Consider the following 26077-nt stretch of genomic DNA (forward strand, 5'->3'; position numbering starts at 1 on the left):
ACCCTATTTTAGTTCTTTATCTACTTTCTTGCTTTTGACTTTTACCGACTTTTCATCATCTTTATCGACAGTTAGCGCAGAAACAGCTGCTTTTCTCTGAAAAACAGCCCCAAAGAAACCATCAGTCCCATGAATATGGGGCCATAACTGCCACCAAGGATTGTCAGGGCTACAGCCCAAAGGAATTTTATCCTTTGGAAACAATGGCTTAAGAACTTCAGCTGCAGGCACAACCTCAAAATTAGGGTGCTTTGCCAAGAAATCCTCTGCAATTTGCTGGTTTTCTTGTGGCAACAGACTGCAAGTTGCGTAAACCAAGCGGCCACCTGGCTTAAGTAAGCGGCTGGCAGAGGCCAGAATATTCATCTGCTTTTGATTGAGCTCCAAAACACCTTCTGGGGTCTGGCGCCATTTGAGATCGGGGTTGCGTCGTAATGTACCCATGCCACTACAAGGAGCATCCACGAGGACGCGATCAATCTTCCCAGCCAAACGCTTGATCTTGGAGTCATTCTCGCTATCAATCCAGACGGGATGCACATTAGAAAGGCCGCTACGGGCTTGTCTAGGCTTTAAATTAGCTAAGCGACGCTCAGATGTGTCTAGGGCATACAAACGGCCTGTGGAGCGCATGATTGCCCCAATTGCCAAAGTCTTGCCACCGGCTCCAGCACAAAAATCCACCACCATCTCGCCACGCTTAGGGGCAAGTAAGTAAGCCAATAACTGACTACCTTCATCTTGAACTTCAAACATCCCTGTTTTAAAGCTCACGGTATTTTGCAAAGCGGGCTTACCCATGATGCGAACACCATCCGGCGCGTACGGAGTTGGAATGGCTTGATAGCGACCACCAAGAGCATTCATCTCAGCAAGCAATTGCTCACGAGTGGTCTTCATGGTGTTGGCACGCAAATCCAAAAGGGCTGGATGCATGAGTGACTTAGCTAATGCTTCACGCGACTCTTCACCGGGATATTTTCCAAACGCATCCCAAAGCCATTCAGGCAAATTATTCTGAACTAAGGGATTGAGTGCTGATGGATCGACTGTTGCAAAACGCTGCAACCATTCGTACTCACCTGTTTTCAGCACATGGGCTAAGTCGGCAATGGCGCTCTCCGCGCGATTGGCAGAGCCTAGACCACCTTCAGACAAAGCAGACAGCAAACCCAGTAGGGCTAAGCGTCTAGCTTGTGAACCCTCACCACTTGAAGCAAATTGTGAGAACTCATTCTTGCGGCGCAGAATGGCAAAGGCACTCTCAGCAATCAAGGCGCGATCACGATTACCCAGCTGAGGCTCAGAGCGGAAATAGCGACTCACTACACGGTCAGCTGGTTGCTCGAAATTAAGCAACTCTGGAAGCAGGCGCTCCAAATGAATTGCGTGCTGAGGCAAGGCCTTCGCATTAGAAAAGTTTTTTTGACCTTCTGGTGCAATGATGTTGCCGCTCGCATTGCGACGCTCAGGGCGACGCAATGGATCTTTAGATTTAGCGGCATAACTTTTTTGTGGGCCTAAGCGTGACCCAGATCTAGATCCAGATTTACTGCCAGCACTAGCTGCGCGGGATGAACGTTCTTTACTCATAATTTTATTAATTGCGACTCCGGTGGTTTAACCTGAACTTGATTACCTTCTATTCGCAATCGTCCATCTAGGAACCATTTTACGGCCCGCGGGTAAATCTGATGCTCAGCAGCCAAAACTCGCGCTGCCAAGCTGTCTGCATCATCACCGGGAAGCACTGGAACTGAGGCTTGGCAGATGATGGGGCCCTCATCCACACCCTCAGTAACAAAATGCACGCTGGCGCCATGTTCGGCTACTCCAGCCTCTAAAGCGCGTTCATGGGTATGCAATCCTGGGAAGGCTGGTAGCAAGGCGGGGTGAATATTGATCAGGCGACCCTCAAAATGGCGGATAAAGCCCGGGGTCAGAATTCTCATAAAACCCGCTAGAACCACTAAATCAGCCCCTAATTCATCGATTTTCGCTATCAGAGCAGCATCAAAGGACTCACGCGTGTCATGCTCACGATGTTCAATGGCAAAGGCCGGAATGCCCTGAGAGCGAGCAAAATCAAGCCCCTTGGCAGCTGGGTGGTTAGCAATGACGCCGGCAAAAGTAACTGACCACTGCTCTTTTTGAGCTGTTTTGACGATAGCCTCGAAATTAGATCCGCGGCCAGAGATTAAGGTGACGATAGATGGCATGCCCACAATATAATTGATGGTTACCCCGAAAGCGACCCTGAAAGCGATTTAGTGAACGTATTCCGCGGCCCCACCCAGTTTTCTGCAGGACCGGCTTGTGCCTTAACCATCGGTAATTTCGATGGCGTGCACAGGGGTCATCGCGCCCTACTCAAGGAGCTGAAGGATGGTGCGCAAGCACGCGGTTTAGTTAGCTGCGTCATGACCTTCGAGCCGCACCCTAAAGAATTCTTTTCTCCAGAACAAGCGCCACCAAGAATTCTCAATTTGCGCGACAAGCTTGCTGCCTTTGCCGACATTGGTATCGATCGCATAGTAGTGGAGCACTTTAATTCCGCATTTGCCCGCCTTACTCCCGCAGAATTTGTTTCTGAAATTATTGTCAAGCAGCTCAATGCCAAATGGATTTTGATTGGTGATGACTTTTGCTATGGCGCAAAACGCGCCGGTAACTTTGCCAGTCTGAAAGCAGCTGGTGAACAATTTGGCTTTGAAGTTTCTAGCATTCACACCGTGCAAGAAGATGGTGAAAGAATTTCTAGCTCAGCATTGCGCAATGCCTTGGCTAATGGGAATATGGATCAAGCCAGTAAATTACTAGGTCGTCCTTATGGTATCTCTGGCCACGTTATTCACGGGCAAAAGCTGGGTCGTACTTTAGGCTTCCCCACACTGAATCTCGCTGTTGCCAATCACTTGCATCACCGTAAGCCTGCTTGCTCCGGCATCTTTACCGCACAGGTATTAGGCCTTGGAGATAAGCCACTGCCTGCGGTAGCCAGTCTAGGCGTAAGGCCGACTGTCGAAGATGAAGGTCGCGTATTGCTTGAGACTCATATCTTTGATTACAACGCCGATGTCTACGGAAAAATTATTACCGTGGAGCTCTTAGAAAAAATTCGGGATGAGGCGAAGTACTCCGATCTCGATACACTTACCAAAGCGATTGCATCTGATGCAGCGCATGCCAGAAATTATTTCCTGAAAAAATCTTATGTCTGAAAAAGAAAACTCTTATCCCGTTAATCTCCTGGAAACATCATTTCCGATGCGGGGAGATTTACCAAAACGTGAACCGCAATGGGTTGCACAGTGGCAGAAAAATAAACTTTACGAAAAGATTCGTGCAGCACATGCTAATCAACCGAAGTTCATCTTGCATGATGGTCCCCCTTATGCAAACGGCGATATTCATATTGGTCATGCGGTAAATAAGATTCTCAAAGACATGATCGTGAAGTCCCACTGGTTGATGGGCTTTGACTCTGCCTACGTTCCAGGCTGGGATTGCCACGGTATGCCCATTGAGATTCAGATTGAAAAGCAGTTTGGTAAAAATTTACCGACGGCTGAAGTACAAGCCAAAGCGCGTGCCTATGCCCAAGTACAAGTAGACAAGCAAAAGATTGACTTTGAGCGCTTAGGTGTTTTGGGTGACTGGAATAATCCTTACCTGACCATGAACTTCCGTAATGAGGCCGATGAAATTCGTGCACTTGGCAAGATCTGGGAAAAGGGTTATGTTTTCCGCGGCCTCAAGCCAGTCAACTGGTGTTTCGATTGCGGCTCCGCATTGGCTGAAGCTGAAGTGGAATACCAAGACAAAACAGATCCAACGGTAGATGTGGGATTTGCTTTTGATGATGCACAGCGTCCTCAGCTAGCGAAAGTATTTGGCCTGTCCGAGATCCCAGCCAAGCCTGGAATGATTGTGATCTGGACAACAACACCCTGGACTATTCCTTCTAATCAAGCATTGAATGTTCATCCCGAGCTGCGTTACGCCCTAGTAGATACAGGTGACAAGTTACTCATCCTGGCAGAAGATCGTGTGGAAACTTGTTTGGAAGATTTTGGCCTCGAGGGCAAAGTCATTGCCACTTGTTTAGGTAGTCAGTTAGCTAATATTTCTTTCTGGCATCCACTAGCTCCACTGCATGAAGGTTACAAGCGCCTTTCACCAATCTACCCTGCTGAGTACGTCACACTGGATACTGGTACTGGCGTAGTGCACTCTGCGCCAGCCTATGGTGAGGAAGACTTTAAGTCTTGCAAAGCAAACAAGCTTGCAGATAAAGATATCTTGAATCCAGTCATGGGCAATGGTGTCTACGCTTCTTGGTTACCTCTCTTTGCCAATGAATATATCTGGAAAGCCAATCCGAAGATTGTGGAGGCTATGCGTGAAGCAGGCAGCCTCTTGCGAGACAAGACCTATACCCACTCTTATATGCATTGCTGGCGTCACAAGTCGCCGATTATTTATCGCGCTACCTCACAGTGGTTTGCGAGCATGGATAAGAAACCAACTGATGGCAGCGCAAGCTTGCGCGAGACTGCATTAGCTGGTATTGAGAACACTGAGTTCTTCCCAGCTTGGGGTAAGCAACGCTTAAACAGCATGATTGCTAACCGTCCTGATTGGACCTTGTCACGTCAACGCCAATGGGGCGTACCAATGGCTTTCTTTGTTCACAAAGAAAGTGGCGAGCCACATCCTCGCACCGTTGAGTTGCTCGAAGAAATTGCTAAGCGTGTTGAAAAAGAAGGTATTGAGGCTTGGCAAAAACTGGAAGTAGCCGAACTACTGCGTGAAGAAGCTGCCCAATATGAAAAGAATCGCGACACCTTGGATGTCTGGTTTGATTCAGGAACTACGCATTGGCATGTCATTCGTGGATCACACCGCAATGAGCTCTATCGCCCTGAAGCCGAGACTATAGATGGTCGTTTAGCTGACCTTTATCTAGAGGGTTCAGACCAACATCGCGGCTGGTTCCACTCTTCCCTGCTTACGGGCGCCATGCTCGATGGCAAGCCGCCATATAAGGCACTCCTAACACACGGCTTCACTGTTGATGGCCAAGGTCGCAAGATGAGTAAGTCTGTGGGTAACGTGATTGCCCCCCAACAGGTTGCCGATAAGTTGGGTGCGGAGATTATTCGCTTGTGGGTAGCCTCTACTGACTACTCTGGCGAGATGACCATCTCTGATGAGATTCTGAAACGCGTGGTGGAAAGCTATCGTCGCATTCGCAATACATTGCGCTTCTTATTGGCTAACTTATCTGACTTTGATCCAAGCAAGCATGCGATGCCTGCAAGCGAATGGCTAGAGATTGATCGTTACGCTGTTGCACTTGCCAATCAGTTGCAGCAAGATGTTCAAGCGCACTACAAGGCTTATGAGTTCCAGCCGGCTGTAGCGCGCATACTGACTTTCTGCTCAGAGGATTTAGGTGGCTTCTACTTAGACATTCTCAAAGATCGTCTCTACACGAGTGCTCCGGACTCCAAAGAGCGTCGCGCAGCACAGAATGCACTCTTCCACATCATTCGCAACCTACTCAAGTGGCTTGCTCCTTTCCTCTCCTTTACTGCTGAGGAGGCCTGGTTGTCATTCCCACACGGTGCGGATGAAAAAGCTAAAGAATCTATCTTTATGGAAGAGTTCGGCACTTTCCCTGAAATTGCTCAAGCCAATGAACTCCTGGCCAAGTGGAATCGTGTTCGAGAAATTCGTTCTGAGGTAACTAAAGCCATTGAGATTGAGCGTGAGGCTGGCAATGTAGGCTCATCCCTTCAAGCCGAGCTGACTATCAAAGTGGGTGATATCGACTTTGCAATTCTGCATTCTCTGGAAGATGACCTGCGCTTTGTGACCATCACCTCTAGCGCTAAGCTAGAGCTCAGCAATGCAGGTCTTGAAGTGCTTGTACGCGGCAGTCAATATAAAAAGTGTGGCCGTTGCTGGCATCACACTCAAGATGTTGGCCTCAACACGGAACATTCAGAGTTGTGCGGTCGTTGTATCAGCAATCTTTTTGGCAGCGGTGAATCTCGCCTATTTGCATAAGTAAGAAAATCAACAGGCCAATAAAAAATATGAGTACTAGCCGATCATTTCTTCGTTATTTAGCCATTGCAATCATGACGCTATTGCTAGACCAGCTGAGTAAATGGTCTGCCTTGAGTAATTTGCAGTTAGGCGTACCTGAACCTGTTTTGCCATTTATGAACTGGTTGTTGCTGTTTAATCCAGGAGCAGCATTTTCATTTTTAGCGCAGGGCTCTGGTTGGCAACGCTGGTTCTTTACCGGTCTTGGCTTAGCAGCCTCCACTTATATCCTTTGGCTGCTGCGCAAGAGCCTAGGCGACAAAATGCTCTGTTGGGCCCTCAGCCTCATTCTAGGTGGTGCCCTAGGTAATGTTCTAGATCGCATCATGTATGGCGCTGTAGTGGACTTTATTGACCTACATTACGCTAATTGGCATTGGCCAGCATTCAATGTTGCTGATAGTGCTATTTGCATCGGTGCAGCCCTCATTATTTGGGGCGAGCTACGCAAGTCATTTGGCAAAACCTCCCAATCCCTTTAAGCTGGCGCCATGCAATCACTTTTAAATAAGAAAATCGTTCTTGGCATCTCCGGTGGCATTGCGGCCTATAAGTCTGCTGAGCTAGCTCGTCAGTTGATGCAAGAAGGAGTAAGCGTTCAAGTGGTGATGACAGAAGCCGCTCAGCAATTTGTGACACCAGTCACTATGCAGGCGCTCACAGGTAATCCGGTTTACACCAGCCAGTGGGATAGCAGTATTGCTAACAATATGGCTCATATTGAACTCTCTAGAGCGGCAGACGCGATTTTGATTGCACCAGCCAGTGCAGACCTCATGGCCAAACTCTCTCTCGGCTTGGCAGATGACTTACTGTCCACTCTTTGCTTAGCAAGAGATTGCCCCCTGTTACTAGCTCCCGCTATGAATAAGCAGATGTGGGAACACGCAGCAACACAAAGAAGCGCCGAGCGCCTCCTGGCAGACAAAGTTGCCTTACTCGGCCCAGCAAGTGGCTTTCAGGCATGTGGCGAAGTGGGCTACGGACGCATGCTTGAGCCCGCCGAAATTACCGAACAACTCATAGCCTTCTTTCATAAGAAACCATTATTAGGCAAGCGCGTACTCATTACTGCTGGCCCTACCTTTGAAGCGATTGATCCCGTGCGCGGCATCACTAACCGCAGCTCAGGCAAGATGGGTTTTGCGATCGCACGTGCAGCAGTTGAAGCTGGTGCGCAGGTTCACCTAGTTGCCGGTCCCTGCGATTTAGATACACCGCTAGCTGCAACTGGAAAAATTACCCGCACCAATGTTGTGAGCGCCAAGGAAATGCATGCCGCCACAATGCAATCTATTGACTGCGATATTTTCTTTGCGGTGGCTGCAGTGGCTGACTGGGGCATTGCCAAGCCAGCTAAAGAAAAGATCAAGCGCCAAGGTAAGCAAGCTCCAAGTTTAGAGTTTGTAGCTAACCCAGACATCCTTGCCGATATGGCCAAAACGGTCAAGACCAAAGGCGGTAAGGCGCATCCCTATTGCGTTGGCTTTGCAGCTGAATCCACCGACCTCCAAAAACATGCTGAAGAGAAGCGTAAGCGCAAAGGCATTCCGATGGTCGTCGGAAATATTGGTCCAGATACTTTTGGTAGCGATCTTAACCAACTCCTCATCATTGATGAGAGTGGTAGCAAGAAAATTGCTAAAGCTGAAAAGCTACAACTTGCACGTCAGCTGATTCAGATAGTTGCTAAAAAAATCTAGTCTCATCAAAATCTCATTCCAATTATTTTTATCCCGCTTTAGGAAATTCCATGCAACAACTTCAAGTCAAAATTCTCGATGAGCGTATGCGCGATCAACTGCCTACATATGGGACCCCTGGTAGCGCTGGATTAGATCTGCGTGCCTGCATTGATGAGGCTATTGAAATTGCGCCAGGACAAACAGTCCTTGTGCCAACAGGATTAGCAATTTATGTTGAAGACCCACGCTATGCGGCATTCATTCTCCCGCGCTCTGGCCTAGGCCATAAGCATGGCATCGTTCTGGGAAATCTAGTGGGATTAATTGACTCAGACTACCAAGGCCAACTGATGGTGAGTACTTGGAATCGCGGATCTACAATCTTCAAACTCGAACCTATGGAGCGTTTAGCTCAATTAGTAGTCATGCCAGTCCAACAAGTAGAGCTTAAGGTTGTTGAAGAATTCACCGAGAGTAGTCGCGGAGCTGGTGGGTTTGGCAGCACTGGCAGGGCTTAATTATTTATTAATGATGGCGCGCGGAAGCGTTCCTCGAGTATCAATGATCGTTTTATATCCGGTGACTGGATCGATAGTCTCCGTATAGGTACCCAATAGGTTAACTGACACAAGCTGCTGAGGTTTTTCATATTGAGCAGATTGAGTTTTTTGTAACTCCCTCTCGTATTGTTGGCGCAACCGAATGCAACTGGGTGCTGCCGCAGAATACTTACTAGTACATTTAATCGCTAAAGCATCTTCATGCATACCCGCCTGATCAAATGATCTTGCCGCCTCAAATGTCATACATTCAGTTGCCTCCCAGGATGAACCGGCACTAAAACCAAAGAGCACTGCAGTACCTCCAATCGATGTAGATCCCATGCACGGAGCGGTGGGGTGATTGGCCGGAGAAAAAGCTGTAGCAACAGGAATCTTAGGGGCAACATAGGTTGACGTGATGGTTGTATTCCCCGATGTATTGCCCTGGGAACTTGAGGCACCAGAAGTAGTATTGCCAACCGATCCACCAGCTGATGTAGAGGCACCAGTTGTTAAATTACCTATAGATCCACCGGCACCACCAGCCGATGTTGAGGCTCCCGTTGTGAGGCTACCAACCGACCCACCAGTAGATGTAGAGGCACCAGTTGTTAAATTACCTACAGATCCACCGGCACCACCAGCCGATGTTGAGGCTCCCGTTGTGAGGCTACCAACCGACCCACCAGCACCACCAGCTGAGGTAGACGCGCCCGTAGATAAGCTACCTACGCTTGAAACAGAATTACTCAGGGGACTACTAGTGACAGCGCCACCGGTAGTACCGCCGGTAGTGTCGACTGTAATTTGAGCGTATGGCTTCGTAAATACGAACGCAATCAAACTTGCCAATACAAGTTTTTTAAACATATAAGAATTCTCTGAGAGGGATGAGACCTACTCTAATTCGCTAGAGAGGACGACTGTTACGTGAGGTTGAAAAACCCAGTGCTGTAACAGTTATCAGCCTTGGACTGCCATTAAGATACTCTCTAAGCACAACAATAGACACAACTCATTCCTAAAGACCTTCTGGGCACCTGAATGAGCACTAAGTGACAGATTGTGCGGATAACATTAATTATCTAGGGCCATTGTGAAATTTAAAAACCACCCGAAGGTGGTCTTTACAGTCTGTCATTACTTCAGAAATACATTCGTAAGACCTAGATTTCCTCGACTGGAGCTACATCAGCTTTTGGCCGCTTACCCGGAACTACTGGGGCATCAAACTGAAGTTGTACTTTGCCATCAGCATCAATATCGACATCCACATGACCACCCTGCGCCAACTTGCCAAATAGCAATTCATCAGCAAGTGCTTTGCGAACCGTGTCTTGAATGATTCGCTGCATTGGTCTTGCGCCCATGAGTGGGTCAAATCCGTGTTTAGCTAGATGGGCACGCAATGCTGTGCTAAATGTAGCATCCACCTTCTTCTCATGAAGTTGCTCCTCTAACTGCATCAGGAACTTATCTACCACGCGCATGATGATGGTCTCATCCAGCGCCTTGAAGGAAACAATCGCATCTAAACGATTGCGGAACTCTGGCGTAAAGAACTTCTTAATATCCGCCATCTCATCGCCAGACTCACGCGCATTAGTAAAGCCGATGGTGGACTTCTGCATTGCCTCAGCACCAGCATTGGTTGTCATGATAATGATGACATTACGGAAATCGGTCTTACGACCGTTGTTGTCCGTGAGAGTGCCGTGATCCATTACCTGCAAGAGGATATTGAAAATATCTGGATGTGCTTTTTCAACTTCATCGAGCAAGAGAACGCAATGTGGCTTCTTGTTAACAGCCTCAGTTAGCAAACCACCTTGATCAAAGCCGACATATCCTGGAGGCGCGCCAATTAAGCGGCTGACAGCATGACGCTCCATGTACTCAGACATATCAAAGCGCAGAAGCTCAATGCCTAAGATATAAGCGAGCTGCTTGGCTACCTCAGTCTTACCCACACCAGTTGGGCCCGAGAATAAGAATGAGCCAATTGGCCTGTCAACCTTACCCAGACCGGCACGAGTCATCTTAATAGCACTTGCCAAGGCCTCAATTGCAGGATCTTGACCAAACACCACGCTCTTAATATCGCGATCTAATGTTTGTAGTTTGCTGCGATCGTCCACGGTTACAGACTGTGGCGGTATGCGAGCAATCTTGGCAACGATCTCTTCAATTTCTGGGCGACCAATGGTTTTCTTCTGTTTGGACTTAGGCAGAATACGTTGCGCTGCACCGGCCTCATCAATCACATCAATTGCTTTGTCTGGCAAATGGCGATCATTGATGTAGCGTGAAGATAGTTCAGCTGCAGCCACTAAAGCAGCAGAAGCATATTTAACGCCGTGATGCTCTTCGAAGCGTGACTTCAAACCACGCAAGATTTGCACAGTCTGATCTACAGTTGGCTCAACTACGTCAACCTTCTGGAAGCGACGCGACAGAGCAGCGTCTTTTTCGAAAATGCCGCGGTACTCTGTAAAGGTAGTTGCACCGATACACTTGAGCTGGCCATTGGATAGCGCAGGCTTGAGTAAATTACTTGCATCTAATGTACCGCCCGATGCAGCACCCGCACCAATTAAGGTGTGAATCTCATCGATAAATAAAACACCATGGGCACTGTCTTTTAAAGATTTGAGGACACTCTTCAAGCGCTGCTCAAAATCTCCGCGATACTTAGTTCCCGCCAATAGCGCGCCCATGTCTAATGAATAGACTGTGGCATCAGCCAAGATCTCAGGGACATCACCCTTCACAATTCTCCAAGCTAAGCCTTCAGCAATCGCAGTCTTACCTACGCCCGCCTCACCTACCAGTAGCGGATTATTTTTACGACGACGGCACAGTACCTGAATCACACGCTCAACTTCACTATCGCGCCCAATCAGCGGATCAATCTTGCCCTGCTTAGCCAGCACATTGAGGTTCTGGGTATATTGCTCTAAAGGGCTCTCCTTACCGCCAGACGATGCATCCTCAGCCTCTTGGGTAGCCTCAGCAGGCTTCACACTCTCAGCTTGATCTTTACGGACACCGTGACTAATAAAGTTCACCACATCTAAACGAGTGACACCTTGCTGTTGCAAGAAATACACCGCATGAGAATCTTTTTCACCAAAGATCGCTACGAGTACATTTGCCCCGGTAACTTCCTTCTTCCCATTTGAAGTGGATTGCACGTGCATGATGGCGCGTTGGATCACTCGCTGAAAACCTAGGGTTGGTTGGGTATCAACTTCATCATTACCCGGAACCACAGGTGTATTGTCATTAATAAAATTTTTGAGCTGGGTACGAAGCTCAGCAATATTGACAGCGCAGGCTTTTAAAACCTCCACTGCGGTCGCATTGTCTAGTAAGGCAGCGAGCAAATGCTCCACCGTAATAAATTCATGTCTTGAAGCTCGCGCATCAACAAACGCCATATGCAAACTGACTTCTAATTCCTGGGCAATCATGCTTCCTCCATAGTGCACTGTAGTGGGTGACCCGCTTCGCGCGAGAGCTCGATAACTTGATGCACTTTTGTTGCTGCAACATCACGTGTAAATAAACCGCAAATGCCTTTACCAACTAAATGAACCTGCAACATGATCCGTGTAGCTGTCTCATGATCCTTATTAAAATACTCCTGAATGACCATCACCACAAATTCCATTGGCGTGTAATCGTCATTTAATAGTAAAACTTTATACATCGAAGGCGACTTTAGTTTCTCGGCCTGCTTTTCGAGAAGAATGGTGTCTTCAATGTGGGGGTTGTTTGGATTGCCAACCGTTGGATTTTTCGTTGTACGACTCATATAAAACATTCTAAACACAGAAATAAAAAATTGGGATTTGGAAGCTTTGTTGCGAAAAAACCATCAAGAAAGTGCCTTAAACACTATATTGGGGCATTTTTCGATAAAAAAAGGGGGGGTTAAGAGTAACTATATTTACCCACCCCCTTGACACCCCACCATAAAGGGCAAACAATCAGGGGGTAGGCTTTATTTGAAGTCCTATTTAGGCGTGTTGTAGAGCGAGACTGATTAAAAAGTATTCACCCTCATCACGGTTGTTTTAAGTTTATGTAATGGAGTTCGCATGGCGACCGGAATTGTTAAGTGGTTCAATGATGCAAAAGGTTTTGGCTTTATCAAACCTGATGATGGTGAAGAAGAGTTGTTTGCGCATTTCAGCGCAATCACAATGCCTGGGTTTAAAACACTCAAGGAAAACCAAAAGGTAACGTTTGACATTACCCAAGGTCCTAAGGGCAAGCAAGCTACTAATATCCAAGCAGCTTAATCTGCTTTAGATCATTACTAAAACCCAGGACTTGTTCCTGGGTTTTTTTTCGCCTGCATTTTCTTGCCTTACTATCCCTGCCTTAGAATTACCTTCACTCACCCACTCCTGAAACCACTATGAGTTTACACAACATCAAACAATTTATCTTTTCACTGACGGCGATTGCTGGAATGTTTTCAGCACCATCATTTGCCCAGCAGAATGTCGGCTTGCCAACAATTGAACTCAAGGCCGGTATCTATCGCATTCAGGCCGAGTTAGCTGATACACCTAAGGCTCGCGAGGTCGGACTCATGAATCGCACCAGCATGCCTACTAACTCCGGCATGCTCTTTATCTTTGAGCAAAAAGCAGGGCATTGCTTCTGGATGAATAACACAAAGATTCCTCTATCGATTGCTTTTATTGCTGATGACGGCAAGATTGTAAATATCGAAGAGATGCAGGCCGAGACTACTAACAACCACTGCCCTAAGGCAGCAGTACGTTATGCCCTAGAAATGAATAAACAATGGTTCTCCGAGAGAGTCATCGTGCCTGGCACGGTCATTCAAGGACTACCAAGAAAATAAGCGACTGATCCTAGCTATAAAACAAAAAACGCAGACCGAGATCTGCGTTTTCTTTTGAGTAAATGGGAGATACTCACCTTACTCGCAAACTCACTTATTCAAAGTGACAGACATAGTGCACTGGAGACTCAGCACGAATAATGAAATAACCGCCTTTTTCTACTTCCCAGCTTTGACCCGCCTTGAACTCCACCTCTGGGGCGCCATTAATACTGACAAAGGCATTGCCATCAACCACTTCCATGATTTCTTTGGTGCTCAGGTCAAAACGTAAAGTGCTTGGTAATACAACACCAACAGATTTACGAACGCCGTTTGGCAAAGTCACGGTATGGGATACGCACTTGCCATCGAAAAATACATTGGCTTTTTTACCTACAGAAACTTGATCAAATTGCATCTTTATTCTTTCTAATCTGAATTACTAGTTAGTTATTTATATAAATTATTTGGCACGCTTGCGTCTTGCAGTTTCAGCAATCCGCATACGCAAAGCATTGAGCTTAATGAATCCACCAGCATCTGCTTGGTTATAAGCACCGCCATCATCATCAAAGGTAGCGATAGTCTGATCAAACAAAGTATTTGCTGAGTCACGTGAGATCACAGAGACAGAGCCCTTGTAGAGCTTCAGGCGTACAACACCATTCACCATTTGTTGCGTGTGATCAATCAATGTCTGTAGAGCCAGACGCTCTGGAGCCCACCACAGACCGTTGTAGATCATGCTTGCGTAACGTGGCATCAGGTCATCTTTGAGGTGAGCTACTTCACGGTCCAAAGTAATACTCTCAATACCGCGGTGCGCTTTTAGCAAGATAGTGCCGCCAGGAGTTTCATAGCAACCACGGCTCTTCATGCCTACAAAGCGATTCTCAACTAAGTCAAGACGACCAATGCCATGCATACCACCGATACGATTGAGCTCAGCTAACAACTCATGTGGCTTGTAAGCCTTGCCATTAATCGCCACTGGATCACCAGTGCGGAATTCAATTTCAATAATTTCTGGGGCGTCTGGAGCCTTCTCAGGAGATACCGTCCAACGCCACATGGATTCTTCTGCTTCAGCATTTGGATTTTCGAGATGACGACCTTCATAGCTAATATGCAATAAATTAGCATCCATGGAATAAGGTGAGCCGCCCTGCTTATGCTTCATCTCTACTGGAATGCCATGCTTTTCTGCATAGGCCATCAATTTTTCACGAGAGAGCAAATCCCACTCTCGCCATGGTGCAATTACCTTGATTCCTGGCTCAAGTGCGTAGTAGCCCAACTCAAAACGAACTTGGTCATTACCTTTACCAGTAGCGCCATGGGATACAGAGTCAGCACCAGTCGCACGCGCAATTTCAATTTGACGCTTAGCAATCAACGGACGCGCGATGGATGTGCCTAAAAGGTACTCGCCCTCGTAAATCGTATTGGCGCGGAACATGGGGAACACAAAGTCACGCACAAACTCTTCACGCAAGTCGTCGATAAAGATATTTTCTGGCTTGATGCCAAACTGCAGTGCTTTGGCGCGTGCCGGCTCCAATTCTTCACCCTGACCTAAATCAGCTGTAAAAGTCACGATCTCACATTGATAAGTATCTTGAAGCCATTTGAGAATCACGCTGGTATCAAGACCACCGGAATATGCTAGAACTACTTTTTTAATATCAGACATGATTTCTATTCAATCAAAAAATTAACTAATAAATAACAAAAATAAATTACTTAAATACTTATTCCAAACGGCCGCAGAGTAAATACTCCATCAAGGCCTTTTGAACATGTAAACGATTTTCAGCCTCTTCCCAAACGATGCTTTGGGGACCATCAATCACTTCTGCAGAAACCTCTTCACCACGATGCGCCGGCAAGCAATGCATAAACAAAGCCTCTGGTTTTGCTAATGCCATAAGCTCTTCATCGACCATCCAGTCTTTAAAAGCCGCCATACGAGAAGTATTTTCATCCTCATAGCCCATGCTAGTCCATACATCGGTAGTAACCAAGTCGGCACCCTTACAGGCGTCTTTTGGATCAGCGCAAATGGTCAGATGCTTTAAAGCTTTCGGAGTCAATCTGGAGTCATCTAACTGATAGCCACTCGGGGCAGAGAAGCGAATTTCAAAGTCCAAACACTCCGCCGCCTGAATCCAGGTATAGGCCATGTTGTTGGCATCCCCTACCCAAGCAACTGTTTTACCCTGAATCGGACCGCGTGCCTCTACAAAAGTAAAGATATCGGCCAATACCTGGCAAGGATGGTACTCATTGGTAAGACCATTGATCACGGGCACTCGAGAGTTTGCTGCGAAGCGCTCAATAATCTCTTGGCCAAAAGTACGAATCATGATGATGTCCGTCATCCTGGAAATCACCTGCGCAGCGTCCTCTACAGGCTCGCCACGACCTAACTGAGTGTCACGGGTGTTCAGGTATACAGCATGACCACCAAGCTGGTGGATGCCCGCCTCAAACGAAAGGCGGGTGCGGGTCGAATGCTTCTCAAAGATCATCGCTAGAGTGCGATCGTGCAAGGGATGCCAAGTCTCGTAACTTTTGAACTTCGTCTTAAGCCAAGCAGAGCGCTTAAGGAGATAGTCGTACTCTTCGCGCGTCAGATCAGCAAACTGCAAGTAATGCTTAACCTGGCCGGGCACTTGGGGCTTTGCCAAAGATGTCATTGATGAGCTTTCTACAAAAGGTTTAGCTTGCATTTTTGTTTGGGGCATCGAACTGCACGAAAATAGTTCCTAAAGTCATCTTAGGGCCTTCGCAGACTGTTAAGCTAAGGTCTAAGTAATACCGATTCCTTACTACGATTTCTACGCCAACTTGAACCACAAAAAGCTTTTCATTCAAGGCATTACAAATGCTGGCAAACCTTTTCGCCCTAGTGACTGGGCCGAACGTCTTTGCGGAGTGATGGCCACATTCCGCCCGCCAGGCGATTCCGGCGACCCCCGCCTCACTTACTCACCCTATGTCAGACCAGTGCTTATTGCACAAGTGAAATGCGTTGTTGTTGATACCAGACTCAGAGATCTTGATCCAAGAGCGCTCGACTTTGTCATGAACTTCGCCAAAGACAATTGCCTGCCAATCGAAGAAGCCTGCGAATTCGAACCGAAGTCGCATTCTCAGTCCTAAAAACAAAAACCCGCTCTGATAAGGAGCGGGCTTAGACTCAGATTACTCTAAAGTCTGCCTAAATCTATAAAAGTCTTACGCTGCCATCGCCTTAATAGCTGCAGACAAACGTGACTTCTGACGTGATGCAGTATTTTTGTGAGCAATCTTTTTGTCAGCAATCTTGTCGATTGTGGACTGAGTTGCTGCGAATACTTTAGCAGCAGCATCCTTGTCGCCAGTTTCAATTGCTTTACGAACTGCCTTGATGGAAGTGCGGAGCTTTGAACGCAAGCTAGAGTTGTGCTCATTCTGTTTTACTGCCTGCCGTGCGCGTTTACGCGCTTGTGCGGTATTGGCCATCTTTAAACCTTGCTATATAAAAATTACAAAATACGGTTAACTAAAATTCTGTGTGGGTTCGCCAAATTTGTAAGCTGACTCACCAAAACCCAAGATTTTACATTAAAGGACTAAAAAAGCCCAGCCGCATGATAAATAGGGGAAAATTAGCCCATGAATTTGCTTTCAGCCGCCGCCAAGGTCAGCTCCCTCACCATGCTCTCCAGGATTACCGGACTTCTCCGGGAAACCCTGATTGCCCGTAGTTTTGGGGCTTCTGAGTGGACAGACGCCTTTAATGTGGCCTTCAGACTACCCAATTTGCTCCGCAGACTCTTTGCCGAGGGCGCCTTTTCTCAGGCATTTGTACCCATTTTGGGAGAAATCTCGAGCCAGGGAGATGTAAAACAGTCCCAAATCCTCGTCAATGCGGTCGCTACGCTCTTATTTTGGGCCTTGCTGCTGACAGTACTCCTCGGGGTTATCGGCGCGCCCCTGTTGATTCTGGCGATTGCTACAGGCTTTGAGGGTGGCCCAGCCTACGACGCGAGTGTCGTGATGACCAGAATCATGTTCCCTTACATTGGCCTTATTTCGATGGTTTCCCTCTCTGCAGGGATCCTCAATACCTTTGGTCGCTTTGCTATTCCGGCATTTACCCCGGTTTTACTCAATTTAGCCCTGATTGGCAGCGCCATCTTTTTGGCACCCTACTTAGATCAACCCATTTACGCCCTGAGTATCGGTGTGCTCGTCGGCGGCGTACTACAGCTAGCCATTCAAATTCCAGCCCTGGCGCATTTGGGCCTACTTCCCAGAGTAGGGCTCCTACCTCGAGCAATTAAAGCAGCAGTTCAAAATCCGGATGCCCGTCGTGTCATGAAATTAATGGGGCCTGCGGTGTTTGCAGTTTCAGTCGCCCAAATTTCTCTCATCATTAATACCAATATTGCCTCTCGCTTGCAAACAGGTAGCGTATCTTGGCTCTCCTATGCTGATCGCCTCATGGAGTTTCCAACAGCCCTTTTGGGGGTGGCGCTGGGAACAGTCTTACTACCAAGCCTGAGTAAAGCAAACGCAAAAAATGATTTGGTACATGCGGGTGAACTTTTAATTTGGGGATTGCAGCTCACCTTTTTGCTGGCAGCGCCTTGTGCGATTGCCCTCTTTATTTTTGGAGAACCGCTAGCAGCAGTTCTGTATCACTACGGCAAGTTCAATGCATTAGACGTCTTGATGACGCAGCGTGCTCTAGCAGCTTATGGCGTTGGACTGATTGGCCTCATTCTGGTGAAGATCCTAGCTCCTGGCTTTTATTCCCGCCAAGATATCCGCACTCCAGTAAAAATTGGCTTGCTTGTCTTGGTTGCAACCCAATTAGCTAATTTGGTTTTTGTTCCCTGGTTGGGACATGCCGGCCTTGCGTTATCAGTTGGCGCTGGCGCCTGCTTGAATGCCGCACTACTGTGGATAGGCCTGCATCGACGTGGCGCCCTACCTAGCTTCGCATGGTTAAAGTATCTGGGGCAGTTATTGCTTGCCTTAATTCCTTTTGCGCTCCTCTTGTATTATGCCGCCACTGCACATAATTGGATTGCACTCCAATCCAGTCCTTGGAGTCGAGTTGGACTGTTGGCTGCCTGGCTAGCCGCTGCCGCTATGGTGTATTTCGCAGCTTTATGGCTTGTCGGCATCCGCTGGCAAAAATTCCTACGTCATGCAAAATAGCTTTATATGCCTACACAACAACTAGACTATTTCACATCCCTCGTAGCTGAAGACGAGCACTTCCCCTTAACCGAGGCAGCGGTGGCAGTTGCACAACATGCCTACCCAGATCTCGATGTTCAGGGCGTACTTGATCAAATCGATCAATGGGGCAACAAAATTAAGCAGCGTATTACTCCCGATACGCCACCGATGCAGCGCCTGCAGTTGCTAAAACATTTCTTTTATAACGAGCTAGGTTTTGGTCCAAACCAGAATGACTTCTACGCGCCCGAGAATTCTTATCTCCACCAAATTATTGAGAGTCGTCGCGGAATCCCAATCTCATTAGCGGTCTTAATGATGGAACTTGGACAGCAAATTGGTTTAAATATTCGCGGAGTATCTTTTCCGAACCACTTCATGATGCGTATCTCCTTGCAACAAGGTGAAATCATCATGGATCCATTGAATGGCGAATCCCTTTCTAAAAATAAATTACAAGAAATGCTCGATCCCTATCTCGATGCCAAAGGCTATCGCGGTGAGCTCAGCCTGCCACTCAATATTTTCTTGCGCGCTTCTAGCTCTCGAGAAATTCTCTCGCGCTTCATGAGAAATCTCAAAATGATTTATTCAGAAAATGAGCGCTGGGAGCGTTTACTGGGCATTCAAGAACGTCTAGTCATTTTGTTGCCAGACTCGGCTGAAGAAGTTCGTGATCGCGGTTTGATCTTTGCCCAATTAGAGTATGTACGCCCTGCGATAGCGGATCTGCATCACTACTTAAGCGAAATGCCTGGCGCAGAAGATGCGGCAGATATTCGTGAGCATATCGCCACGCTTGAGAGCCAAACTAAACTGCATTAAGCGACCCTAATTAGCAGTCTTATTTCTTTTTACCTTGAAATAATTTATAGATTGCAGCCAACACAATTGGAATCGCTGCTGCACCAATGCCAATCAATACGATCACATTGAGGTTTTGGCGAATGATGGGGATATTGCCGAAGAAATAACCAGCAATCACTAAGCCAAAGACCCATAAGAGCGCGCCAGTCACATTAAATAACTGGAAGCGAGAAAAATTCATTGCTGAAACACCAGCAACGAATGGCGCAAAGGTACGAATGATCGGCAAAAAGCGCGCCACAATAATTGTTTTGCCGCCATGCTTCTCATAAAAAGAATGGGTTTTGCGTAAAGCTGCTTGATCAATCCAACGTGATTCGCTACTAAAAATTCGTTCGCCAATCCAGCGACCAATAAAGTAGTTCACTGTATTACCAGCAATTGCGGCAATCAATAATCCAATACACAGTGTCCACAGATTAAAGTGCTCGGTAGCGCAATAGGCTCCGGCAATAAACAATAATGAATCCCCAGGCAAGAAGGGGGCCACCACTAAACCAGTCTCAGCAAATACGATGGCGAAGAGCAAACCATAAGCCCAATAGCCGTATTGCTGAATCACCACGTCTAAATGACGATCAATGTGTAATAGCAAGTCACCTAACTGCAATAAGGTATCGATCAAATCGTGCTCCATGTATTTGTTGCAAGGATATTAACAGGCTAGTAATACAGAGTCTGGCATTTCATTCTTATAATGCGGTATGCAAACTGAACCTCACATTCAGCCTACGCATTTACCTCATCAGCCACCCATACTCTGTATTGTTGGCCCCACGGGCGCAGGCAAAACCCATCTCGCGATGGCATTCGCTGAACATGCCAAATCCATAGGTCAAACCGTTGAATTAATCAGCATGGACTCTGCACTGGTCTATCGCGGCTTAGATATTGGTAGCGCCAAGCCCACCCTAGCTGAGCAAGCTGCCGTTCAGCATCACCTAATCGATATCTTGGAACCCACCGAATCCTATTCAGCCGCGCGCTTTGCAAATGATGCCAAGCAGCTAAGCAAAGAAATTCGTGAGCGCGGAAATATTCCCGTTGTAGTGGGTGGCACGATGTTGTATTGGCGCGCTTGGGCATACGGCCTCTCTTCTCTGCCGCCAGCAGATCCAGAAATCCGCGCCCGTCTCGATGAGCAAGGTAAAGCAATTGGCTGGCCTGCGATGCACACTGAATTAGCGAAAGTAGATCCTATGACTGCCGCGCGCTTACAACCCAACGATTCTCAACGAGTACAACGCGCCTTAGAGGTTTATGAAATTACGGGCAAGCCGATGTCGCAGCTGCTAGCAGATTCACCAAGTGAAGATGGTCGAGAAGGATCGACTATTCCGGAATGGATTGATCTCATTTCATTAGAGCCAAGCGATCGCTCCCGCTTACATCAGAACTTAGAAAAGCGCTTTGATGAAATGCTCACCGGAGGATTATTAGAAGAAGTTGAGCGGTTGAGAAAAAATCCAGGCTTACATGGCGATCTCCCTGCCATTCGCTCGGTAGGCTATCGACAAGTCTGGGAATATTTATCTGGTGAAGTAGATCAAGCCGAAATGCGCTACAAAGCACTAGCCGCTACAAGACAGCTTGGTAAACGTCAATTAACTTGGTTGCGCGCAATCGCTGGAAGAAAAACATTTGACCCGTTCAACCCAACTGAATTAAACGCGGCCCTAGAGTACTGCAAGCAAAGCCTAGATAAGTAGGCTTTTACCGAGCATTAAATAACAATAGTTTGTGGCGCGCCAACAGGACGCTCTACCACCTCACCAACCGTCCAAGCATGAAGACCTTCAGCCTTGAGAGATTGGATTGCAGTGTCAGCTTGGTCGGTAGACACAATTACCACCATACCAATACCGCAGTTAAATACGCGCACCATTTCTGCATCGGCTACGCCACCCTTCATTTGCAACCAGCGGAAGAGTTCTGGCATTTGCCAGCTATCGCGATGCAGTACAGCTTGAGTATTTTCTGGAAGTACGCGTGGAACGTTATCCACTAAACCGCCACCAGTGATGTGAGCCATGCCCTTGACATTGATCTCTCCAATCAACTTGAGTAAAGGCTTCACATAAATTTGTGTAGGGGCCATTACTACATCACCCAAAGGTCGGCCACCCAAATCATCGGTTGGCTTAGCCCCGGCACGCTCAATAATTTTACGAACTAGTGAATAGCCATTGGAATGTGCACCGCTCGAAGCAATCGCCAACACGACATCGCCCGGGGTAATCGTTGCACCAGTAATAATTTTGGATTTTTCGACCGCACCAACAGCAAAGCCGGCCAAGTCGTATTCACCTGGAGGATACATACCGGGCATCTCAGCAGTTTCACCACCGATGAGTGCGCAACCAGACAACTCACAACCTTGCGCTATGCCGCCAACTACAGTGGCTGCGGTATCTACAGTGAGCTTGCCGCAAGCGAAGTAATCTAAGAAAAAGAGGGGTTCAGCACCCTGGACCAAAATGTCGTTCACACTCATTGCCACCAAATCCTGGCCAATCGTATCGTGACGATTCCACTCAAAGGCCAATCTGAGCTTTGTACCAACCCCATCGGTACCGGATACCAACACTGGCTCTTTGTAGCGTTTTGGGACCTCAAACAGGGCACCAAAGCCACCAATCCCAGCCAATACGCCTTCCCGCATGGTTTTCTTGGCCAAAGGCTTAATACGATCCACCAAGTCATCCCCAGCGTCGATATCGACACCAGCGTCACGGTAGGAAAGGCCTTTGGAGGAAGAATTAGTAGATGAGTTCATGGCAGAGATAGAAGATTAGTAAGAAACGCTACTTGGTCGGTAGAATCATTGAATTCTAGAGGATTCGAGGACGATGGCTGAAATTTTTACCCCTTTTCTGACTGCATTTATTCTGGCTTATGCCTTACGCCCAGTTTGCTTGTGGCTTGAGAGGCATCGCCTACCCCGTGCAGCGGCCGCTGGGATTGCCATGATTATTGGTTTAGTAGTCGTATTTTCAATACTGACCCTCTTCATTACCCTCCTGAAAACCGAAATCCCGCTCATTAAGGCTCAATTTCCGACTTGGATCCAAAATACGCAAGCCTGGCTCGGGCCTAAGTTGAGTGAATTTCATATTGATGTGGATTGGGGCACGCTCAAATCCAGCGCTACCCAAAAAATTACTACACACCTCAACGATAATTCTGATGCGCTCATGTCCTCCACCTTAGAGACTGTACTGATGTCAGGTAGCTCGGTGATTGCAGGATTCGTTAATGCAGTTCTGATCTTGTTTGTGATGTTTTATTTATTGATCGACTGGGACCATTTCTTCAAACTTATTAGAGCGATTGTTCCGGTCCGCGCACAAGAGACGATTCACCACCTCGCAATGCATGCCGATGGCTTACTCTCGCAATACCTCCGGGGTATGCTGATTGTGATTTCGATCATGTCCGTTTTCTACAGCGTAGGATTAAGTGTGATTGGGGTTAAAGGTGCGGCGGCCTTGGGCGTCTTCACTGCACTCATGATTGTGATTCCTTATATCGGCATTACTCTGGGCTTTACTCTAGCTGTCCTTGCAGCCCTTTTGCAGTTTGGGCCTGGTAGCGCAATTATTGGCGTCCTCGTGCTGTACGGATTAGGCCAATTCATTGAAGGCTTCTTTCTCACGCCACGCCTCGTAGGCGAACGAATTGGCTTGCACCCCGTTGCAGTGCTCTTTGCCTTGCTGTTATTTGGAAAGTTATTTGGTTTCTTTGGCGTCCTGCTCGCATTACCCATCAGCGCAGTTGGTTTAGTGCTTTTGCAATATGGCTGGACATGCTACACCCAAAGTCCGTGGTACCAAAAGTAAATTACTGCAGCAATGAATAGTCCCTCACTACCAAGACAGTTTGCCCTTGACATCGGCCACACACCTAAACCCAGCTTAAGTAATTTTTTAGCCGGCGAAAATCTAGCGCTGCACTCCACCTTGTTGGCTGTAGCCAAATCCTGGGAAGTGCATGCCCCAAGACTAGTTAGTGAGAATCCTCTTAATCAACGCTGGATCTATTGGTGGGGTCCAGAAGGCTCTGGTCGCACCCATTTACTCGGCGCAATCGGCAATGCTGCTCAGCAATTAGATTTGAAATGCTTCCCCCTGACTCCCAATGAACCCATTTCCTGGGTAAGTCTCGAAGAGAGCCTGCCTGCCCTATGCTCTAGTGATACGCCCTCAGTGATTACTGTTGATGACGTGGATCGACTGGATGAGCGCCTGGTAGCCTCCTTATTTCGGATTCTGAATGCCATTCAGGGTAGCAAAGCGATTCATATTTTCATGGCAGGTAATGCTGCCCCTGGCGCATTAAGACTTCGAGAAGACCTGCGCACCCGCCTGGGATGGGGTTTGATCTTTCAAACTCATCTTTTAGGCGATGATGAGAAAATAGAAGCCTTACAACAAGCAGCACAAGCGCGCGGCTTAGTTTTATCGTCAGATGTATTGCCTTGGTTGCTAAATCGCTTTTATCGCGATATGCCCAGCCTGATGGCATTGATTGATGCCTTAGATGCTTACTCACTAGAAACAAAACGCGCTGTTACATTGCCCCTCGTTAGAGAGCTCTTGCAGCCTAAATAAATATTTATGACTCAATTAGCACTGTTCGATTTAGATCACACTCTTCTCCCCTGCGATAGCGATTACGAATGGGGCCAGTTCTTGGCGCGCATTGGTGTAGTCGATAGCAAATACTATGCGCAGCAAAATGAGCGCTTTTATCAAGACTACAAGGATGGCAAGCTGAATATTCAAGAGTTCCTACGCTTTGCATTAAAGCCACTCTCCGAACATTCCCGCGCACAACTTAAAGAATGGCATGACGCCTTCATGCAAGAGGTCATTACTGGCCAGCTCCGTCAACAGGCAGTTGATCTTGTGAAGCGCCACCAAGATGCTGGCGATCTTTGCTGCGTTGTGACTGCAACCAATAGCTTTGTTACTCGCCCCATCGTAGAAAGTTTTGGCATCGAACATCTTGTCGCTACCGAACCTGCCACCGTGGGAGATCAGCCTTTCGCTGATTTCACAGGTGAAGTTAAGGGGATCCCGAGTTTTCGGGAAGGCAAAATTCAACGAGTTCATGATTGGCTTGCTACTCAAAAGCTCGCATTCGATGAATTGCCACAAAGTTATTTTTATTCAGATTCGATGAACGATTTACCTCTCCTGGAGAAAGTGAGCAATCCTATTGCTACCAATCCAGATGCTCGCCTGCGTGATGAAGCCTTAAAACGTCACTGGCCCATACTTGAACTGTTTGCATGATTACCAAATTTATTAAACGTATTTTGCGTCGTGATCCCATGATCCGACATACTGCAGCCCATACCTCTGGTGCGCCGAAACGAGTTCCCAAAAAAACTCACCGCATTGACCCAGATTTACTTTCGAAAAATGCTGTGAAGGTAACTCAGACTTTGCAGCAGGCCGGCTATGATGCTTTCATTGTGGGCGGCGCTGTGCGAGATTTAGCTTTAGGTATTGGCCCTAAAGACTTCGATGTGGCAACTAATGCCACCCCAGAGCAAGTGCAAAAACTATTTCGTAAAGCACGCCTCATTGGTCGTCGCTTTCAGATTGTGCATGTCACTTTCTTTGGCAAAGGCCAACCGGAAATTATTGAGGTATCCACCTTTAGAGCCTTGCTGGAGAACGCTGGCGAGCATGTAGCAGAAAATGGCCGCATCTTGCGCGATAACGTCTGGGGTAGTCAGCATGAAGATGCTGCACGCAGAGATTTCAGCATCAATGCGATGTACTACGATCCCGCTACTGAAACCGTACTCGACTATCACGGCGGTATGGCTGACATGCAGAAGAAAACCCTGCGCATGATTGGTGACCCGGCTAAGCGCTATCGTGAAGACCCCATTCGTATGCTGCGCGCCATTCGCTTTGCAGCCAAGACAGGTTTTACCTTAGATGTAGCAACACGCGCGCCTATCGCTAAATTAGGTAAGCTAATTCATGATGTTCCATCCGCCCGTCTCTTTGATGAAATTCTCAAGCTACTCATGTCTGGTTATTCATGGGCTGCGATTCAAGGCTTGAAGGATGCAGGTTTACACCACGGCCTCTTGCCTTTACTTGATCACATCTTAGATCAGAGCGCAGACTCTAAGGAAGCGAATGATTTTGTTCGCATTGCCCTTGCCAATACTGACCAACGTATTCAATCTGGCAAAAGTGTTTCGGCCGGATTCTTGTTTGCGACTTTGCTCTGGCCAGATCTACTAGGCAACTGGAAAAAGAATATTGCTAAAGGGATTTCTAATATTCCCGCATTGCATGATGCGATGGATGAGACGATTGCCAGTCAAAGTAGCGGCATGGTGATTCAGCGTCGCTTCGAGAGCGATATGCGAGAAATCTGGTCAATGCAGCCCCGCTTTGAAAAGCGTGTTGGACGCTACCCCTATCGCCTCATTGAATCTCCACGTTTTAGAGCGGGTTATGACTTTATGCTGCTGCGCTGTGCCACGGGAGAAAAGAATCCAGCCCTAAGCGAATGGTGGACCAGCTTTATTGAAACTGATCCAGCTGGGCAAGAAGCACTGATGGCGAGCGTTAAAAATGAGACTGGCAATAGCGCCTCACCAACAAAACGACGTCGCCGTAGAAAAGCCAAAGTGACTGAACCTACTGAAAGTGCAGCGGACTAAGCAAACTTTAGAAAAATTCAGTAAAGTAGTTTCAGTAGTCTTTCTATACCCTTCTCTCGTTTGGAATGAG

26 protein-coding genes are annotated in these 26077 nt (G+C 47.5%); 15 read left to right on the forward strand and 11 right to left on the reverse strand.

Features of this window, described 5'->3' with window-relative positions:
- Positions 1 to 3: 3 nt before the first annotated feature.
- Positions 4 to 1593: an RsmB/NOP family class I SAM-dependent RNA methyltransferase gene (locus C2747_RS08800; protein WP_215331340.1), complete on the reverse strand. Its 1590-nt coding sequence runs from the start codon at positions 1591 to 1593 to the stop codon at positions 4 to 6.
- The gene (purN, locus tag C2747_RS08805; protein ID WP_215331342.1) at positions 1590 to 2219 is read right to left on the reverse strand and encodes a phosphoribosylglycinamide formyltransferase; all 630 of its coding nucleotides are present in this window, start codon (positions 2217 to 2219) and stop codon (positions 1590 to 1592) included. Before purN ends, C2747_RS08800 begins: the two co-directional genes overlap by 4 nt.
- Before the next feature lie 51 nt (positions 2220 to 2270).
- Between purN and C2747_RS08810 the strand changes: the two genes are divergently transcribed.
- The 5 genes from C2747_RS08810 to dut are packed head-to-tail and all read left to right on the forward strand — an operon-like array spanning position 2271 to position 8320.
- A complete protein-coding gene (locus tag C2747_RS08810; protein WP_215331344.1) occupies positions 2271 to 3221 on the forward strand; it encodes a bifunctional riboflavin kinase/FAD synthetase in 951 nt (316 codons plus the stop codon).
- The gene (ileS, locus tag C2747_RS08815) at positions 3214 to 6075 is read left to right on the forward strand and encodes an isoleucine--tRNA ligase (RefSeq protein ID WP_215331346.1); all 2862 of its coding nucleotides are present in this window, start codon (positions 3214 to 3216) and stop codon (positions 6073 to 6075) included. Before C2747_RS08810 ends, ileS begins: the two co-directional genes overlap by 8 nt.
- A gap of 29 nt (positions 6076 to 6104) precedes the next feature.
- Positions 6105 to 6599, forward strand: coding sequence for a signal peptidase II (gene lspA / locus C2747_RS08820; protein WP_215331348.1), 495 nt, complete (start codon positions 6105 to 6107; stop codon positions 6597 to 6599).
- Between the two features lie 9 nt (positions 6600 to 6608).
- Positions 6609 to 7820: a bifunctional phosphopantothenoylcysteine decarboxylase/phosphopantothenate--cysteine ligase CoaBC gene (gene coaBC, locus C2747_RS08825; RefSeq protein WP_215331350.1), complete on the forward strand. Its 1212-nt coding sequence runs from the start codon at positions 6609 to 6611 to the stop codon at positions 7818 to 7820.
- 50 nt (positions 7821 to 7870) lie between these two features.
- Positions 7871 to 8320: a dUTP diphosphatase gene (dut, locus tag C2747_RS08830; protein WP_215331352.1), complete on the forward strand. Its 450-nt coding sequence runs from the start codon at positions 7871 to 7873 to the stop codon at positions 8318 to 8320.
- Here dut and C2747_RS08835 read toward each other — a convergent pair whose 3' ends face one another.
- From C2747_RS08835 to clpS, 3 genes are all read right to left on the reverse strand, one after another.
- A complete protein-coding gene (locus tag C2747_RS08835) occupies positions 8321 to 9214 on the reverse strand; it encodes a hypothetical protein (protein ID WP_215331354.1) in 894 nt (297 codons plus the stop codon).
- 296 nt (positions 9215 to 9510) lie between these two features.
- Entirely contained in the window at positions 9511 to 11817 is a 2307-nt protein-coding gene (clpA, locus tag C2747_RS08840) for an ATP-dependent Clp protease ATP-binding subunit ClpA (protein ID WP_215331355.1), read from the reverse strand.
- Complete coding sequence (gene clpS, locus C2747_RS08845) at positions 11814 to 12170, reverse strand: ATP-dependent Clp protease adapter ClpS (protein ID WP_215333148.1); 357 nt, start codon at positions 12168 to 12170, stop codon at positions 11814 to 11816. Before clpS ends, clpA begins: the two co-directional genes overlap by 4 nt.
- Before the next feature lie 277 nt (positions 12171 to 12447).
- Between clpS and C2747_RS08850 the strand changes: the two genes are divergently transcribed.
- Together C2747_RS08850 and C2747_RS08855 are read left to right on the forward strand one after the other, a co-directional pair.
- Positions 12448 to 12651 (forward strand): cold-shock protein, encoded by a 204-nt coding sequence (locus C2747_RS08850; protein ID WP_011903586.1) that lies wholly within the window; start codon positions 12448 to 12450, stop codon positions 12649 to 12651.
- Positions 12652 to 12824: 173 nt separating this feature from the next.
- Entirely contained in the window at positions 12825 to 13226 is a 402-nt protein-coding gene (locus tag C2747_RS08855) for a DUF192 domain-containing protein (RefSeq protein ID WP_251374870.1), read from the forward strand.
- Between the two features lie 94 nt (positions 13227 to 13320).
- On the opposite strand, the gene ppnP is transcribed toward C2747_RS08855, so the two are convergent.
- The 3 genes from ppnP to argF are packed head-to-tail and all read right to left on the reverse strand — an operon-like array spanning position 13321 to position 15907.
- Positions 13321 to 13626, reverse strand: a complete 306-nt coding sequence (gene ppnP, locus C2747_RS08860) for a pyrimidine/purine nucleoside phosphorylase (protein WP_015421889.1) — start codon at positions 13624 to 13626, stop codon at positions 13321 to 13323.
- A 45-nt stretch (positions 13627 to 13671) separates the two neighbouring features.
- On the reverse strand, positions 13672 to 14901 hold the full coding sequence (locus tag C2747_RS08865; RefSeq protein WP_215331359.1) for an argininosuccinate synthase: 1230 nt from the start codon (positions 14899 to 14901) through the stop codon (positions 13672 to 13674).
- 58 nt (positions 14902 to 14959) lie between these two features.
- Positions 14960 to 15907 carry an ornithine carbamoyltransferase gene (argF, locus tag C2747_RS08870; RefSeq protein ID WP_215331361.1) on the reverse strand — a complete coding sequence of 316 codons (948 nt, stop codon included), beginning with the start codon at positions 15905 to 15907 and terminating at the stop codon, positions 14960 to 14962.
- A gap of 151 nt (positions 15908 to 16058) precedes the next feature.
- Here argF and C2747_RS08875 point away from each other — a divergent pair, with 151 nt between their 5' ends.
- Positions 16059 to 16373 carry a DUF3579 domain-containing protein gene (locus tag C2747_RS08875; RefSeq protein WP_215331363.1) on the forward strand — a complete coding sequence of 105 codons (315 nt, stop codon included), beginning with the start codon at positions 16059 to 16061 and terminating at the stop codon, positions 16371 to 16373.
- Positions 16374 to 16448: 75 nt separating this feature from the next.
- On the opposite strand, the gene rpsT is transcribed toward C2747_RS08875, so the two are convergent.
- Complete coding sequence (rpsT, locus tag C2747_RS08880) at positions 16449 to 16715, reverse strand: 30S ribosomal protein S20 (RefSeq protein ID WP_046330744.1); 267 nt, start codon at positions 16713 to 16715, stop codon at positions 16449 to 16451.
- A gap of 153 nt (positions 16716 to 16868) precedes the next feature.
- Here rpsT and murJ point away from each other — a divergent pair, with 153 nt between their 5' ends.
- Both murJ and C2747_RS08890 read left to right on the forward strand, forming a co-directional pair.
- Positions 16869 to 18422: a murein biosynthesis integral membrane protein MurJ gene (gene murJ, locus C2747_RS08885; RefSeq protein ID WP_215331365.1), complete on the forward strand. Its 1554-nt coding sequence runs from the start codon at positions 16869 to 16871 to the stop codon at positions 18420 to 18422.
- A 6-nt stretch (positions 18423 to 18428) separates the two neighbouring features.
- Entirely contained in the window at positions 18429 to 19271 is an 843-nt protein-coding gene (locus C2747_RS08890; protein WP_215331367.1) for a SirB1 family protein, read from the forward strand.
- 19 nt (positions 19272 to 19290) lie between these two features.
- Here C2747_RS08890 and C2747_RS08895 read toward each other — a convergent pair whose 3' ends face one another.
- A complete protein-coding gene (locus C2747_RS08895; RefSeq protein WP_215331369.1) occupies positions 19291 to 19950 on the reverse strand; it encodes a DedA family protein in 660 nt (219 codons plus the stop codon).
- Between the two features lie 67 nt (positions 19951 to 20017).
- Here C2747_RS08895 and miaA point away from each other — a divergent pair, with 67 nt between their 5' ends.
- Positions 20018 to 21022, forward strand: a complete 1005-nt coding sequence (gene miaA, locus C2747_RS08900) for a tRNA (adenosine(37)-N6)-dimethylallyltransferase MiaA (RefSeq protein ID WP_215331370.1) — start codon at positions 20018 to 20020, stop codon at positions 21020 to 21022.
- Positions 21023 to 21036: 14 nt separating this feature from the next.
- On the opposite strand, the gene purM is transcribed toward miaA, so the two are convergent.
- Complete coding sequence (gene purM, locus C2747_RS08905) at positions 21037 to 22089, reverse strand: phosphoribosylformylglycinamidine cyclo-ligase (RefSeq protein ID WP_215331372.1); 1053 nt, start codon at positions 22087 to 22089, stop codon at positions 21037 to 21039.
- A 73-nt stretch (positions 22090 to 22162) separates the two neighbouring features.
- Here purM and C2747_RS08910 point away from each other — a divergent pair, with 73 nt between their 5' ends.
- The 4 genes from C2747_RS08910 to pcnB are packed head-to-tail and all read left to right on the forward strand — an operon-like array spanning position 22163 to position 26007.
- Entirely contained in the window at positions 22163 to 23152 is a 990-nt protein-coding gene (locus C2747_RS08910; RefSeq protein WP_215331374.1) for an AI-2E family transporter, read from the forward strand.
- Positions 23153 to 23164: 12 nt separating this feature from the next.
- A complete protein-coding gene (hda, locus tag C2747_RS08915) occupies positions 23165 to 23923 on the forward strand; it encodes a DnaA regulatory inactivator Hda (RefSeq protein ID WP_215331376.1) in 759 nt (252 codons plus the stop codon).
- A 6-nt stretch (positions 23924 to 23929) separates the two neighbouring features.
- Positions 23930 to 24610 carry a histidinol-phosphatase gene (locus C2747_RS08920; RefSeq protein ID WP_215331378.1) on the forward strand — a complete coding sequence of 227 codons (681 nt, stop codon included), beginning with the start codon at positions 23930 to 23932 and terminating at the stop codon, positions 24608 to 24610.
- Positions 24607 to 26007: a polynucleotide adenylyltransferase PcnB gene (gene pcnB / locus C2747_RS08925; RefSeq protein WP_215331381.1), complete on the forward strand. Its 1401-nt coding sequence runs from the start codon at positions 24607 to 24609 to the stop codon at positions 26005 to 26007. Before C2747_RS08920 ends, pcnB begins: the two co-directional genes overlap by 4 nt.
- Positions 26008 to 26077 lie beyond the last annotated feature (70 nt).

The organism is Polynucleobacter corsicus (assembly GCF_018688255.1).
Classification (GTDB): Bacteria; Pseudomonadota; Gammaproteobacteria; order Burkholderiales; family Burkholderiaceae; genus Polynucleobacter; species Polynucleobacter corsicus.